Consider the following 14,039-nt stretch of genomic DNA (forward strand, 5'->3'; position numbering starts at 1 on the left):
CGAACAAGCCGCGTTGACCGAACTACGTGAACGCCGCCCCGACCGCGCCATCGAAACCAACGTCGAATTCTGGGCCGCAGTGATCCTCGACTTCGCCGAGGTCCCCGCCCACATGATGCCCGCCATGTTCACCTGCGGACGCACCGCAGGCTGGTGCGCGCACATCCTCGAGCAGAAACGCCTCGGCAAACTCGTCCGCCCCGCCGCCCTGTACACCGGCCCCGAACCCCGCACGCCCGAGTCCGTCGACGGCTGGGATCTGATCCGGTAGTCGAAGCCATGGCGGTACCCGACTACCCTGTGGGTGCCATATTCCATCGACGCTAGGACGCGCTACTCCATGGCCGATTTGCCGATCATTCCCGCCGATCTCCTGCCCGCCGACGGACGCTTCGGTTGCGGCCCGTCCAAGGTTCGCCCCGAGCAGCTGCAATCCCTGGTCGACGTCGGCGCGTCCGTGTTCGGCACCAGCCACCGACAGAAGCCCGTCAAGGACGTCGTCGGACGCGTACGCAGTGGCTTGAAAGATCTGTTCTCGCTCCCCGAGGGCTACCAGGTAGTGCTCGGCAACGGTGGCACCACCGCGTTCTGGGACGCCGCTGCGTTCGGCCTCATTCGCGAGAAGTCGCTGCACCTCACCAACGGCGAGTTCAGCTCGAAATTCGCCTCGGTGGCCAAGAACAACCCCTTCATCGGCGATCCCATCGTCGTCAAGGCCGAGCCGGGCAGTGCACCCGAGCCCACCTCCGACCCGTCCGTCGACCTCATCGGTTGGGCACACAACGAGACGTCCACAGGCGTGGCCATCCCGGTCAGCCGTCCGGCCGGCTCCGAGAACGCCCTCATCGCGATCGACGCCACCTCCGGTGCGGGCGGTCTTCCGGTGAACGTCGCAGATTCCGACGTCTACTACTTCGCGCCGCAGAAGTGCTTCGCCGCCGACGGCGGGCTGTGGGTCGCGCTGATGAGCCCGGCCGCGCTTGCCCGCGTCGACGAGATCGCCTCGAGCGGCCGTTGGGTTCCGGACTTCCTGTCGCTGCCGATCGCCGTCGACAACAGCAGCAAGGACCAGACGTACAACACCCCGGCGGTGGCGACACTGCTGCTGTTCGCCGATCAGATCGAATGGCTCAACGGCAAGGGCGGCCTGGATTGGGCCACCAAGCGCACCGCCGATTCGTCCTCGCGCCTGTACGACTGGGCCGAGAAGAGCGAGTTCGCAACGCCGTTCGTGACCAACCCGGATCACCGCAGCCAGGTTGTCGGAACCATCGACTTCGACGAGAAGGTCGACGCAGCTCAGGTCGCCAAGATCCTGCGCGCCAACGGCGTCGTCGACACCGAGCCGTACCGCAAGCTCGGCCGCAACCAGTTGCGTGTCGGTATGTTCCCGGCCATCGAGCCGGACGACATCACCGCACTGACGAAGAGCATCGACTGGGTCGTCTCCGCGCTGTGAGCTAGTTGCCAGCAAGCTCCCAGCTGGGGTGCTCCCTTCGAGGCCTACACTTGCATTCAAGTACGCAAGCGTAACGACCTCGGAGGGAGCGCTCGTATGTTCAGGCTCCTGGCATTCGCGCTGCGGATTCGCGTGACGCTGGTCTACTGCATCCTCGCGGCGGCAGGCACGGTAGCGCTCGGCCAGATCGGGCCGCACGACCGGTGGCACGTGCTGCATGCGGCGAGTACCAACCTCCACAATCTGACCGACGGCCACCTCGCCACCCTCGTCACGAGCGTCTTTCTCACCGAGGGTCGGGTGAATTGGCTGTGGCTCGCCGGAGTCGCATTCCTGTTCGCCGTCGCCGAATGGATATCCGGTTGGCGACGCTTCCTGGTCACGTTCAGCGCCGGCCACATCGGCGCGACGGCTCTGGTTGCGGTCGGACTGTTCATCGGCATACGCGTCGATTGGTTGGCCGACTCACTGGCAATGGCAGTCGACGTCGGGGTCAGCTACGCAGCTGCAGCGGTGGCCGGATCCATGATTCGTTACCTACCGATGCCGTGGCGGCTGGGCTGGGCCGCGCTCTGGATCGCGGTCGTCGCCGTCAGCGGAATATCGAACCCGTCGTTCACCGCCGTCGGACACGCGGTCGCCCTGAGCATCGGCCTCGGCCTGGGCACGTTGTACTTACAGAGGGACGCATCGATGTTGCGTCACAAGACAATTGACGCAACATCGGCCGATCGAGTGCAGCCGAGCCCGCAGCTGTCTACTCTCTGATGGAGAAACGATCGCCGGCGCAGCGATGCGTGTCGAACACCCACCGAGGACACCCGGTGAACTAGGGTCGAATTCGACGGTATCGCGAGCCGGCGCGATGAGGAGGTCACAGTGCGAGACTTACACGTGGTGGGTCTCGAGGCCGACGGAAAGTTCGTCGTGTGCGCAGATCCCAAGACCGGCGACAGATTCCGGCTTCCGGCCGACGACAAACTCCGCGCGGCCTCACGCGGCGACATCGCTCGACTAGGACAGATTGAGATCGAAATGGACAGCTTGCTTCGGCCGAAGGAAATCCAGGCTCGAATTCGGAGTGGAGCGACCATCGAACAGGTCGCCGCCGATTCCGGAATGGCCGTCAGCCGCGTCGAGGTGTTCGCTCACCCCGTTCTGCTCGAGCGCTCGCAGGCCGCGTCGATGGCTCAGGCCGGTCATCCGCTGCGCCACGACGGACCCGCCGTCCAGACTCTGCTCGACATCGTCACCCTTGCTTTCCGCGCTCGTGGCCACAATCTCGACGACGCCGAGTGGGACGCGTGGCGCGACGAGGACAACAAGTGGGTCGCACAGCTGAAGTGGCAGGCGGGACGCACCACCAACAAGGCGCACTGGCAGTTCCTGCCCGACGGACACGGCGGCACCATCGCGCCGCTCGACGACACCGCACACGAACTGATCGACCCCGACTTCGGACGTCAGCTACGCGGCCTCGCTCCGGTACGCGCCCTCGCGCCCGCATCGGCAGACGACGAAGCCTCGCAGCAGAGCTTCGACGAGTACTACGGAACCACCTCGGACAGCGAACTCGACGCCGAGACGGTCGAGATCGAGGCCGACGAGACCCCGGCCCCCGAAGTCGATCAGCCGCACGAGCCGGTGGCCAGAGACCCCAAGCCCGCGCCCAAAGCTGCACCCGGTCACGGCGGTAAGGACAAACGCGGCAAACCGGCCATGCCGTCCTGGGAAGACGTCCTGCTCGGCGTCCGTAGCAGCGGTCACAACTGACTTCGTCGATGCACGACTGACTTCGTCGAATGACCGATTTACCGCTCGGTGACAAATTGCCGACGCTCACGCCGTAGGCTTCCGACGAAGCTTACGGAGAGAGAGGTGCCGGCAGTGGGGGCCAAAGCGTCAACGATCTGGTACGTGGACACACCGGATCCGATTTCTGTCCTCCGAGAGGCGACCACCTCGGACTGGAATGCTGCGACGGCCCTCGTCGGCCGTCTGTACCCCCACCTGACCGCTGTGCCCCTCGCTCAGGGTCCGATATCGACATCGGCGGGTGTGGACGACGATCACGTCTTCATCGGCTGCTATCCGGGCGTGACCGTGGTGTGCGGGTCCAATATTTCGGTCCCGACACCGTCGACGCTTCCCGAATCCTTCACTCGCCCTCTGGCATCCGAGCACACCTATCTCGTCGCATCGGATCCCCAGCACGCGTGGGGTGCCTTCGCCTACTGGGAACGCGGTGAATTTCGTCGATCGTTCAGCGCTACTCCGGTGTACATCTACGAGGACGCGGGCCTACCGCTGGTGTGGGAGCGCTCGTTCTGGGCCGGTGAGCATCCGCTGATCTATCCCCCCGGAGTGATGCCGGATCCTCAGTCTCTGCCGTTTCACCCGCAGGAATTCGCCGAGGCCGCCAACGCCCAATGGCTCGGATTCCGCTACACCGGTGCCCCGCACCCCGGTGAATTCGATCCGGCCACACTGCCGGTCTGCGGCTTCACGATGTACGTTCCCGGGCAGGAGCCACCGCCGCCGAACCAGCAGAGCCGAGGCTCGAACGGTTCGAGTGGCCAGGCCCCCATGTCGGACGCCTCGGACCAGACGGCACCGCGACCGAAGAAGCGTTGGTTCTCGCGCAAATAGGCGAGTCAGAAGGCCAGGGCCGCGAGTGCCACGAAGCTCAGTAGCGCACCGGCACTCGCACCGTAGACGGCCCAGCGCCAGACCGGGACGGCGATCCATCGCAGGACCGTCGGGGCTGCGCCTGCCACGACGATGATGTTCAAGCCGATCGCGAGCAGCGGTTGAATTCTGGCCAGTTCCAGGCCGAATGCCGTCAGTGCCACTGCCACCAGTGTCGCCGAGATCAGGGCGATCGGAAGACCTGTCCAGCGAACACCCGGGTCTCGATCGGTCACGTCAGACGCACCCGTTCGTAGAATCCCATTGCCGCAGCCGTCGCGACGTTGAGTGAATCGGTACCCGGTGCCATCGGGATACGAGCCCGAATGTCTGTGGCGCGCATGGCATGTTCGGTCAGACCCGGACCCTCTGCGCCGAGCAGCAACGCGACCTTCTCCCCCGTCATCGCCGTGGCCAGCGATACGGCCTCCGGATTGGGCGTCAGTGAGATCAGCTGAAAACCGTGCGCGCGAACACGATCGAGACCACGCGGCCACTCGGGCACCTTCGCGAACGGCACGCGCAGAACGTGCCCCATGGACACCCGTACCGACCGCCGGTACAGCGGATCGGCGCACGCGGCACCGAACAGCACGGCATCGACGCCGAGGCCGGCCGCATTCCGGAACATCGACCCGAGATTCTCGTGGTCGTTGACCCCCTCGAGAATCGCCACCGTGTTCGCGCCGGCCAGCACCTCGTCCAGTTCGAGGGCCTGCGGCCTGTTCGCCGCCGCCAGCACTCCACGATTGAGATGGAAGCCGACGACCTCGGCCATCACCTCGGCCGACGTCCGATAGAACGGGACATCCGATTCTGCGAGATCGTCGCGCAACGCGTCGAGTCGTCGATCCACGCCGAGCAGGCTGATCATCGGAAAACGCGAGGTCAACAGGCGCTGCGCGACAAGCACCCCCTCGGCGATCACCAAACCCTTGCCCTCGGGCAGATCGGGTCGCCTGTCCGAGGAGTTGAGGTCGCGAAAATCGTCCAGCCGGGGGTCGAGAGGATCGTCGACATCGATTACATGAACCACCCGCTCATCTTGTCACCCGGCCTTTCCGGCAGTCCGTCGGCGAAGGCCTACATCTGTATGGAAAAGTAAAGAGCGATGACTACCGACGAATCGATCACCATCCGCACCGCCTCCGACCACGACTGGGATGCCGTCGCGCTACTCGACGCCCACGCGTTCGGCGAGCACCAGAACGCCGAGGATCTTGCCGAGACGCAGATCCTCACCAAGTCCGAGCACGTGTACCTGGCATGGGACGGCGAGACCCCGGTGGGTGTCGCCATGCACTTCCCGATGTCGGTGACCGTTCCGGGCGGCGCGCAGGTCGAGGCCTCCGGAGTGTCCTGGGTGTCGGTCGCACCGACGCATCGCCGACGCGGCATCCTGCGATCGATGTTCACCCAGCAACACCGCGCTCTGAACGACGCGGGTGCGCCCCTGTCTCTGCTGACAGCCAGCGAGGCGACGATCTACGGACGCTTCGGGTACGGGCCGGTGACCGAGGAGATCAGCGTCTCGATCGACCGCCGGTTCGCGCAGTTCCGCAAGGACGCTCCCCCGGCGACGGGTGTGCGGCTGATCGAATCGGCCGAGGCCACCGAACTGCTCCCGGACATCTACCACCGGTGGCAGCAGCAGACCGCAGGTGCCCAGCCCAAGCCGCCGATCCGCTGGGAGCGCTTCTTCGCCGATCGCGAGAACCGACGCGACGGATTGACCGCACTGTTCTTCATCGTCCATGCCGACGGCTACGTCGCCTACCGCCGCGGACGCAATCCAAGCCGGGTGGTGGTGCAGGAATTCATCGCCGTGACCGACGACGCGTACGCCGCGCTGTGGCAGATCCTGGTGGGGGTCGACCTGGTCGACACCATCGAGGTCAGGCAGGCACGGGACGAAGCACTGCCGTTCCTGCTGACCAACAACCGGCTACCGAAGGTCACGGCTCACCACGACGCTCTGTGGGCCCGCATCATGCACGTCGAGGCAGCGCTCGAGGCGCGCACGTACGCTCTCGACACGTCTCTGATCATCGCCGTGCGAGATCCGTTCCTCGAAGCGGGCGGTACCTACTCGTTCACCGTGACCGATGGCACAGCGACCTGCACCCGGGTGGAATCCGAACCGGACATCGAACTCGACATCGATGTGCTCGCCAGCATCTACTTCGGCACGCACCGGGCCAGGTTGTTCGCCGCGGCCAATCGCCTCACCGCCCGCAACGAGGAATCTCTGCATGCGCTGGATCTGACGTTCGGAACAGCACGCCCGGCCGTCATGGGTTGGGGTTTCTAGACCGTCCCGTTCGGCTTGTCGAGCGCAGTCGCCGAGCCGCCCTGCATCCGGAGGGCGGCGTACAGCGTCACCGCGAGCAGCACCGTCATGTAGGCGATGAATTCGACACTGCCGTGACCGCTCGTGGCGTGGTAGATCAACGGTGCCGTACCCCCGAACAGCGAGTTCGCCACGGCGTAGCCGAAGCCGACGCCCAGCGCTCGGATGTGTGGGGGAAATACTTCCGCCTTGGCGATGCCGTTCACCGACAGGTAACACATGAGTACGAGGAATGCGCTCACCAGGATGACGAAGACCGCGGGCGGGGACGTGACCCGGGTGGTGGCCAGCACCAACGCCCCGGTAGCGGGTATCCCCAGCGACCCGAATACGACGAGCAAGGGCTTTCTGCCGATGCGGTCGCTCAGTGCACCGCCGACCGGCTGCAGCACCATGAGCACAACGAAGGCCGCGAGTACGAGGCCGGTCGCGGTGAGCTCTCCCCTGGCCCCGTCCGCGGCGAAGAACGTCTCGCGAACGATCGAGGGAACCGTGACGGTGTAGGTGTAGAACGCCGCGCTTCCTCCCGCGGTCAGCAGGAACACCCACAACAGCGGACGCCAGTGATCGCGAAACAGCGCTCCCATCGTGGCGTCCCGGTCCGCCTGCGGTGCCGTCGGTTCTCGCGGGGCGCGATCGAGTCCGCGCGCCCACCACAGAGACGCCAGGCCGGCCGCGCCTCCCGCGGCGAACGCGAGGCGAAAGCCCCACTCGGAGATTGCCGCACGGTCGGTGCTCGCGAGCAGCACGAGTAGGCACGTCTGCGCGAGCACGAGGCCGCCGACGATGGTCGCGGCCTGGAACGAGGCGAAGAATCCGCGATGACCTCGGGTGCCCGACTCGGAGAGCAACACCGTCGCCGCCGCGTACTCGCCACCGGTTGCGATGCCCTGGACGATGCTCACGACCGCGAGGATCACCGCTGCCCAGGCACCGATGTCGTGGACCGTGGGAGTGACCGCCAGAGCAACCGATCCGGCCGACATGAGCGTGACCGCCGCGACGAGCGCGAACTGTCGGCCTCGAACGTCCGCGAGCCTGCCGAACAGCCAGGAGCCGAGCGGGCGCACGACGAAGGTCAGTGCGAAGAGTCCGTAGACGTACACGAGTGAGTTCGTCGAGGCCGGATCGAAGAATTCGGTCCGAAAGTACGGCGCGAACGTCGCGTAGAGGTACAGGTTGAACCACTGCACGAGGTTGGGCACCGAGCCCACCAGAATGACGCGCATCTGTGTACGACGGCCAGGTCCAACTGCCGGCCTCGCCGGGTCGGTACGATTCACGAGCTGAAAGTACCCGAACAGGTGCGTTCCCGCAGGTGAGCCGCTTATCCCGCCAAACCGTGGGTGAATGCGAAATGCACGGCCTGAGCCCGGTCACGTAGTTGTGCCTTGGCGAACAGATGATTGATGTGTGTTTTGACCGTCGCCTCGCTGACGAACATCTGCTGAGCGATCTCCCGATTCGAGAGGCCGGCGGCGATCGCGCGAAGGACGTCCAGCTCGCGTGGCGTCAACCCGGCCGGGATCTGCTGCGTGCGAGGCGCTTCGACGGCTCCGAGCAATCGTGCCTGGACCTCCGGGTTCAGCACCGCCTGCCCCGCTGCTGCCGCGCGCAATGCCGCCGCGATCTCGACCCGTCCGGCGTCCTTGGTGAGATATCCGCGTGCGCCAGCGCCGAGTGCATCGAGTATCGAGCGTTCGTCCGAGAAGGTCGTCAACACCACCACGGGCAAGTCGGGGAAGCGCCCCTTCAGGATTCGCGTGGCTTCGATTCCGTCGGTTCCCGGCATCCGCAGATCCATCAGCACCACGTCGAGGGGATCGTCGCTCATCGCCGCGGTCACCTCGGTGACCGCGCTCGCTCCGTCGGCAGCGGTCGCAACCACGGTGATGTCCTCGATGAGGTCCAACATCGTGGCCAGCGCCTCACGCACCGACGCCTGATCGTCGGCGATCACTATCCGAATGCTCATGCTCTCGTTTCCGTATCCGGTTCTGCGCGGTTGTGCAGAGGAACCCGGGCACGCACGATCCAACCGCGCCCGTCGGGACCGGCAGTGACCGACCCGCCGACGAGCGCGGCGCGCTCGCGCATACCGACAAGCCCCATTCCTGTGCTCTCGACCGGGTCCGGTGGCGACAGGGCTGGGCCGTTGGCCACGGAGAGTTCGACCGATCCGGCATCGAACCGAAGCACTACATCGACAGCAGCCCCGGGGGCGTGGTTGCGTGCGTTGGTCATCGCCTCCTGCGCGCACCGAACCATGAACTGGGCCTGCGGAGTATCGAGATCGCACGCCGTGCCGTCGACACGGAAGCTCGCGTCCTCGCCCACGAGAGCGGCCAACGTCGGCACGAGGGGCAGCGCATCCTGACGCAAAGTCCGTACGGCACGGCGGGTCTCGGTGAGTCCTTCCCGAACGAGACTCTGCGCCTTGCCCACTGCCGCTCTGGCCTCCTCGGCGCGGCCGGCGTCGAGCAACGCGTCGGCGACTTCGAGTTGCATGTTGACCCCGGACAGCGAGTGCGCGAGAACGTCGTGAATGTCGCGGGCGATGCGGGCACGCTCGGCCAGGGCATGCTCGCGGAGTTCGGCATCGGTGGCGCGGCGCGCATTACGCAGTGCGTCCAGCCGACTGCGCCGTGAGTACCCGATCAGCACCGGCCAACCCGCGAACAGCCCTGTAGCCCATGGCCATCCGTCGACACCATTGTGCTCGGCGATCCACAGCGCGGTTGCGCACGCCACGCTGAGCGCGATCGCGAACGGGAACGAGATCGACGGCTTGAATCGCCACCCCGCATGTCCCGCGAACAGAAACGGGAACAGCGTTGCCGCAGTGGTGCCCCCGAGGGGAAGCATCGCTGCAGACGCGACCAGCGCGACACCCGCACCGACCAGAGACGAACGCGGACCCACGAACCGCCGCGGAATCGCCGATGCCATCAGCACGGCACTGTTGACGACGAGCAGCGCGAGCAGAATCGGATTGCTCAGGTCCGAGGTGGCAAAGGCCGCGACGATCACGATGGCCGCAACATACGGCCGGCTCGACAGCCTGAGGCTGTCGAGCGTGGGCAACCGTACGTCGGGGTTGGGTGCCGATGTCACCGAATCTTCGTTCCTCCGCCGCGAACCCGATTGTGCATGTCGGACAGCGTAGGCGAGATCGTGTGGTGACCGGACTTGTCGGCGCGCCAGACGATGGTGGCGTCGGAGTGCATGGCGCGGTAGAGAACGGCGATCGACTCGGCGAGGAATCCGATGCCCACGGCCAGCATCGTGGCCTGACCGGCGACGGACGCCGCGGTCGGATCGATGGCGCTCTCCACCGGAATCAGCAGCACGCGGACGGCGATGGCGGCGATCCACAGGCCGATCGACGCGACCGAGTACCGCATCCAGGCCGTCCCGTCCCGCTCGGAGATTCTGACGGTGTAGCCGCGAATCACGCCGAAGCCCACGCCGACGATGCAGCCGAGGAGCAGGAACCCGATGGCCGTGGCCGACAGGTCCGTCGAGTTCAGTGATGCCAACCCGACGAGGGCCAGAATCGCCGGCAGCACCAGCATGCGCCGGGCTTCCATGAGCTGGCCGGTCATGCGCCGCACCAGCAGGTATCCGACCAGGAGGACTACGAGAGCAATCGTTGCAATGTTCATGGCGGTAACGCTACGAAGATCGCGGTGGTAGCGAATCGACCCACGGGTGGAGATCGGGTGGAGAACGACAGTCATGACTTTTGTCATGGCTGGACCGTGACGGTGTCACTTCAGGTCATGATGCGCTGCACTGTTTTCGGTGGTTCTGGCGCAGCAGACTCGTAGTCATGAAGCAACCAGACGAAGGAAATTTGTTCACCGATCTGATGGAGCTCGGACCGGCTCCGACCATGGCGCGTGAGATCGTCGTCATCGTCATCAGTCTCGCGATTATCGCTGTGCTGTTCGCGATCGTCGGTACGTCGCTTCCGGCGTTCGTCGCACTCGGCGTCATAGTCGCCTTCATGGGCGTCCGGTTCGTCATCGGACTGCGCCAGTGGGGAAAGCAATCATGACCATCATCGACGTCGACGGCATGACGCGTCGCTACGGCTCGGGCAAGAATGCGTACGAGGCCGTCCAGGCTCTGGATCTGCATATCGCCGAGGGTGAGCTGTTCGGATTACTGGGCACCAACGGTGCCGGCAAGACCTCGACTCTCGAAGTGATTCAGGGCCTTTCGCGGCCCAGCAAGGGCACGGTACGGATCATGGGAATGGATCCTGTGTCCGATCGCCGTAAGGTGCGGCCGGCTCTGGGCATCATGTTGCAGAAGGGTGGCCTGCCACAGGATCTGACGACCGCCGAGAGTCTGCGAATGTGGGCCGGCACCTGCAGCGATCCGTTGCCGGTGACCGAGGTACTCGGTCGCGTCGACCTGGCCGATCGCGCCGATACTCGGGTGAAGTTTCTCTCCGGCGGCGAGCAGCGCAGGCTGGACCTCGCCTGCGCGATCATCAGCCGTCCGCGCATCCTGTTCCTGGACGAGCCCACCACCGGTCTCGATCCCGAAAGTCGACGCAACACATGGCGGTTGATTCAGGAGCTGAAGAACTCCGGCGTGACGATCATGTTGACGACGCACTACCTGGACGAGGCCGAGTCGCTGTGCGATCGACTCGCGATCATGCACCGCGGCAGGGTTGTTCGCAGTGGCACCGTGGACGAGGTGGTCGCCGACCATCCGGCGAAGATCGAACTGAAGGCCCCGGGCACGGCACTGCCGTCGCTGCCGGGCACGTCGATGGACGTCTCGGGTGACACGATCTCGATCCAGACGTCCTCGGTTCAGGAGACGCTGACCGATCTGCTGCTGTGGGCCCGCACCAGCGGGGTGACGCTCCACGGCCTGGACGCCCGAGCGGCATCACTCGAGACCGTATTCCTTTCCATCGCAGATGAATTCGACAAGCCGGACTTCACAGACCAGAAGGTGATGAGCGCATGAACACGATGACCGCCCTGTCGCGAGCAGAGTTCACGCTGCTCGGACGCAACCGAGTACTGCTGTTCAACGCGGTCGTCATGCCGTTGATCTTCCCCGTCGTGCTGCTGATCGTCGGCAGCCGGGGCGACGACGGACTGACCGACACCGGCGTCGGAGCGGCGCTCGAGATCTTCGCCCTGTTCCTGTTGGTGTTCATGGTCTACTACAACATGCTCTCGATCTACGCCACACGTCGAGACGAGTTGGTGCTCAAGCGACTTCGTACCGGGGAGAGCTCGGACGTTCAGATCCTTCTCGGACCGGCGATACCCTCGCTGATTCTCACCGTCGCACTCGGTCTGATCGTCGGTGCCGTTGTGGTGGCCTTCGGCGGCCCGGTTCCCACCAATGCTTTGCTCGTCGCCGTTGCCCTTCTCGGCGGTGCCGCATTGTTCGCCGCTCTGGCATTGATCACGTCTGCCTTCACCCGCAACGCCGAAGCGGCGCAGATCACCAGCCTGCCGGTCATCCTGATCGCCATGGCCGGTTCGTCCCTGCTGCGCGACGTACTTCCGGATTCGCTGAGCAAGGTCATCGAACTGACTCCGATGGCGGCCGTGTCGGACCTGCTGAATCTGGGCTGGTTCGGTACCACCACGCCCGGCGACACGTCGATCGGATTCGCCGGCACCTTCGGCGAGGCCGTTATGCCTCTCGCGGTGATGCTCGCCTGGATCGTCGGGAGCGTCCTGATCGCCCGTACGCACTTCCGCTGGGAACCGCGGTCCTAGATCGCACCTGTCGCCGTCCGTCTGCAAGGCTGGAGATCATGAAGCTGTACGAGTACCTCAATCCACTGCACGGCTGGAACGACAGCAGTGCAGTGGACAAGGTACGCGTCTACACCCGCCAGTCCTTCCTGCTCATCACCGTCGGTGTTGCCGGCGGCGCGATGCTGACAACGCTTCAGTACGACGATTATCTATCGACGGCGGCGGCAGCAGTGTGTGCCGCCGCCGCTTTCGTAGTTGTGCAGCGCACCCCCGCACTCGGCGGCGAGTCGACGGCCAACCCACGAATCCCGTTGGCGATCATGGCCGTCGCCGCTGTAGTGCTGGTTGCCGGAGGGACCACGAGCAACGCACTGTGGGCCGCCGTACTCGTCACCACTGCGGTCGCGACCCTGATTCCGTTGCGATGGTCCCTGGCCGCGGCCGTGGCCGCCGCTGCGCTTGCTGCGGCTCTGGGAACCCCGGCAGTGGAAACTCTGATACTCGGCATCTTCATCGCCTTCATGGCGTTCACCGTGCAACTGTCGGCGTGGTTGCTGCGCATCGTCACCGAACTCGACGCCACCCGCGACGCCGCCGCCGCCCTCTCGGTGGCCGAGGAGCGTTTGCGATTCTCGCGAGATCTGCACGACGTCGTCGGACGCGCACTCTCGGCCATAGCCGTCAAGAGCGAACTCGCCGCGACGCTGGCTCGTCGGGGGGACGACCGAGCGGCCGGCCAGATGGACGAGGTTCGCGTTCTGGCCCAGGAATCCATGGCCGACGCCAGAAAGCTGGTCCGGGGCTACCGATCGGTCGATGTGGCGTCGGAACTCGACGGAGCTCGATCACTGCTGTCCGCGGCAGGCATCTCCACCGAACTGGTCGACGAGACCTCGGTCCTGTCCGAGCGTGCGGCCGAGGCGGCCGCCTGGGTGGTCCGCGAGGGAGTGACGAACATTCTGCGACATTCCGCGGCCACCTACTGCCGGATCGAGCTGACCGACAACAGCATTCGACTGATAAACGATCATCCGCAACCATCGACCGGTCGCGACGACGGCACCGGCCTGAGCGGCCTGCGCGAAAGGTTGGTCGCAGTCGGAGGCACCGTGACCGCGGAACAGACCAGCGACGACTTCACCCTCACGGCGATTTTGCCGACATCAACCCAGAACCCGAGGACCACACCATGATCCGAGTCCTGTTAGCCGACGACGAGAATCTGATTCGATCGGCGTTGGCGACCATGCTCGATCTCGAGGACGATATCGAGATCGTCGGCCAGGCCGACTCCGGCGAGATGGCACTGACCGTGGCGGCCACCCACACACCCGACGTGGCGGTGCTGGACTTGCAGATGGGCGGGATCGACGGCATCGAGACGGCCCAGAAGATTGCCGAGACACTGCCCGCCTGCGCGTCGATCATCGTCACCAGTCACGGTCGGCCGGGCTACCTGAAGAAGGCGCTCGAAGCAGGCGTGCGGGGGTTCCTGCCGAAGACCACCTCGGCCGCCACCCTGGCCGAGGTGGTGCGCACCGTGCACGGCGGCGGGCGCTACGTCGATCCGACACTCGCCGCAGAAGCCATCGGGGCCGGGGACTCACCGCTCACACCGCGTGAGGCCGATGTGCTCGAGTTCGCCGCCGACGGCGCATCGATCGCGGAGATCGCACAGCGCGCGCATCTGTCGCCGGGGACCACTCGTAACTACCTGTCCGCGGCGGCCGCGAAACTCGGGGCGGCGAACCGGCACGAGGCCTGCGCACTGGCCCGACGCCACGGGTGGATCTGACGA

At 65.4% G+C, this 14,039-nt stretch carries 17 protein-coding genes; 11 read left to right on the forward strand and 6 right to left on the reverse strand.

What is annotated here, in order from left to right:
- The 5 genes from CH286_RS03765 to CH286_RS03785 form a co-directional block, all read left to right on the forward strand.
- On the forward strand, window positions 1-271 hold a 271-nt coding region (locus tag CH286_RS03765; protein ID WP_303396143.1), incomplete at its 5' end, for a citrate/2-methylcitrate synthase.
- A 69-nt stretch (window positions 272-340) separates the two neighbouring features.
- Window positions 341-1,459, forward strand: coding sequence for a phosphoserine transaminase (gene serC / locus CH286_RS03770; RefSeq protein WP_094608403.1), 1,119 nt, complete (start codon window positions 341-343; stop codon window positions 1,457-1,459).
- A gap of 96 nt (window positions 1,460-1,555) precedes the next feature.
- Entirely contained in the window at window positions 1,556-2,227 is a 672-nt protein-coding gene (locus CH286_RS03775) for a rhomboid-like protein (protein WP_032404396.1), read from the forward strand.
- 111 nt (window positions 2,228-2,338) lie between these two features.
- Window positions 2,339-3,232 carry a septation protein SepH gene (gene sepH, locus CH286_RS03780; RefSeq protein WP_032404397.1) on the forward strand — a complete coding sequence of 298 codons (894 nt, stop codon included), beginning with the start codon at window positions 2,339-2,341 and terminating at the stop codon, window positions 3,230-3,232.
- Window positions 3,233-3,337: 105 nt separating this feature from the next.
- Window positions 3,338-4,108 carry a DUF6928 family protein gene (locus CH286_RS03785; RefSeq protein ID WP_094608404.1) on the forward strand — a complete coding sequence of 257 codons (771 nt, stop codon included), beginning with the start codon at window positions 3,338-3,340 and terminating at the stop codon, window positions 4,106-4,108.
- A gap of 5 nt (window positions 4,109-4,113) precedes the next feature.
- Here CH286_RS03785 and CH286_RS03790 read toward each other — a convergent pair whose 3' ends face one another.
- Complete coding sequence (locus CH286_RS03790) at window positions 4,114-4,383, reverse strand: DUF2537 domain-containing protein (protein WP_032404398.1); 270 nt, start codon at window positions 4,381-4,383, stop codon at window positions 4,114-4,116.
- A complete protein-coding gene (locus tag CH286_RS03795; protein ID WP_094608405.1) occupies window positions 4,380-5,183 on the reverse strand; it encodes a TrmH family RNA methyltransferase in 804 nt (267 codons plus the stop codon). The genes CH286_RS03790 and CH286_RS03795 overlap by 4 nt, the downstream gene beginning before the upstream one ends.
- Before the next feature lie 75 nt (window positions 5,184-5,258).
- On the opposite strand from CH286_RS03795, the gene CH286_RS03800 reads away from it, so the two are divergent.
- Window positions 5,259-6,458 carry a GNAT family N-acetyltransferase gene (locus tag CH286_RS03800; protein WP_094608406.1) on the forward strand — a complete coding sequence of 400 codons (1,200 nt, stop codon included), beginning with the start codon at window positions 5,259-5,261 and terminating at the stop codon, window positions 6,456-6,458.
- Here CH286_RS03800 and CH286_RS03805 read toward each other — a convergent pair.
- The 4 genes from CH286_RS03805 to CH286_RS03820 form a co-directional block, all read right to left on the reverse strand.
- A complete protein-coding gene (locus CH286_RS03805) occupies window positions 6,455-7,726 on the reverse strand; it encodes an MFS transporter (RefSeq protein ID WP_094608407.1) in 1,272 nt (423 codons plus the stop codon). The two genes, CH286_RS03800 and CH286_RS03805, sit on opposite strands and share 4 nt — an antisense overlap.
- A gap of 98 nt (window positions 7,727-7,824) precedes the next feature.
- Window positions 7,825-8,472: a response regulator transcription factor gene (locus tag CH286_RS03810; RefSeq protein ID WP_032404402.1), complete on the reverse strand. Its 648-nt coding sequence runs from the start codon at window positions 8,470-8,472 to the stop codon at window positions 7,825-7,827.
- A complete protein-coding gene (locus CH286_RS03815; RefSeq protein ID WP_094608408.1) occupies window positions 8,469-9,611 on the reverse strand; it encodes a sensor histidine kinase in 1,143 nt (380 codons plus the stop codon). Before CH286_RS03815 ends, CH286_RS03810 begins: the two co-directional genes overlap by 4 nt.
- A complete protein-coding gene (locus CH286_RS03820; protein WP_032404404.1) occupies window positions 9,608-10,162 on the reverse strand; it encodes a CcdC protein domain-containing protein in 555 nt (184 codons plus the stop codon). Before CH286_RS03820 ends, CH286_RS03815 begins: the two co-directional genes overlap by 4 nt.
- A 167-nt stretch (window positions 10,163-10,329) precedes the next feature.
- Between CH286_RS03820 and CH286_RS03825 the strand changes: the two genes are divergently transcribed.
- From CH286_RS03825 to CH286_RS03845, 5 genes are read left to right on the forward strand one after another with little or no spacing between them, the layout of a single operon-like run.
- Window positions 10,330-10,557, forward strand: coding sequence for a hypothetical protein (locus CH286_RS03825; RefSeq protein ID WP_170944570.1), 228 nt, complete (start codon window positions 10,330-10,332; stop codon window positions 10,555-10,557).
- A complete protein-coding gene (locus tag CH286_RS03830) occupies window positions 10,554-11,489 on the forward strand; it encodes an ABC transporter ATP-binding protein (protein WP_094608409.1) in 936 nt (311 codons plus the stop codon). Before CH286_RS03825 ends, CH286_RS03830 begins: the two co-directional genes overlap by 4 nt.
- Window positions 11,486-12,259, forward strand: coding sequence for an ABC transporter permease (locus CH286_RS03835; RefSeq protein WP_037154971.1), 774 nt, complete (start codon window positions 11,486-11,488; stop codon window positions 12,257-12,259). The genes CH286_RS03830 and CH286_RS03835 overlap by 4 nt, the downstream gene beginning before the upstream one ends.
- Before the next feature lie 38 nt (window positions 12,260-12,297).
- Window positions 12,298-13,434, forward strand: a complete 1,137-nt coding sequence (locus tag CH286_RS03840; RefSeq protein ID WP_052077780.1) for a sensor histidine kinase — start codon at window positions 12,298-12,300, stop codon at window positions 13,432-13,434.
- Window positions 13,431-14,036, forward strand: a complete 606-nt coding sequence (locus CH286_RS03845) for a response regulator transcription factor (protein ID WP_032404407.1) — start codon at window positions 13,431-13,433, stop codon at window positions 14,034-14,036. The genes CH286_RS03840 and CH286_RS03845 overlap by 4 nt, the downstream gene beginning before the upstream one ends.
- The last annotated feature ends 3 nt before the right edge of the window (window positions 14,037-14,039 follow it).

Origin of the sequence: Rhodococcus sp. WWJCD1 (genome assembly GCF_002258735.1) — a bacterium.
In the GTDB taxonomy this organism is placed as follows: Bacteria; Actinomycetota; Actinomycetes; order Mycobacteriales; family Mycobacteriaceae; genus Rhodococcoides.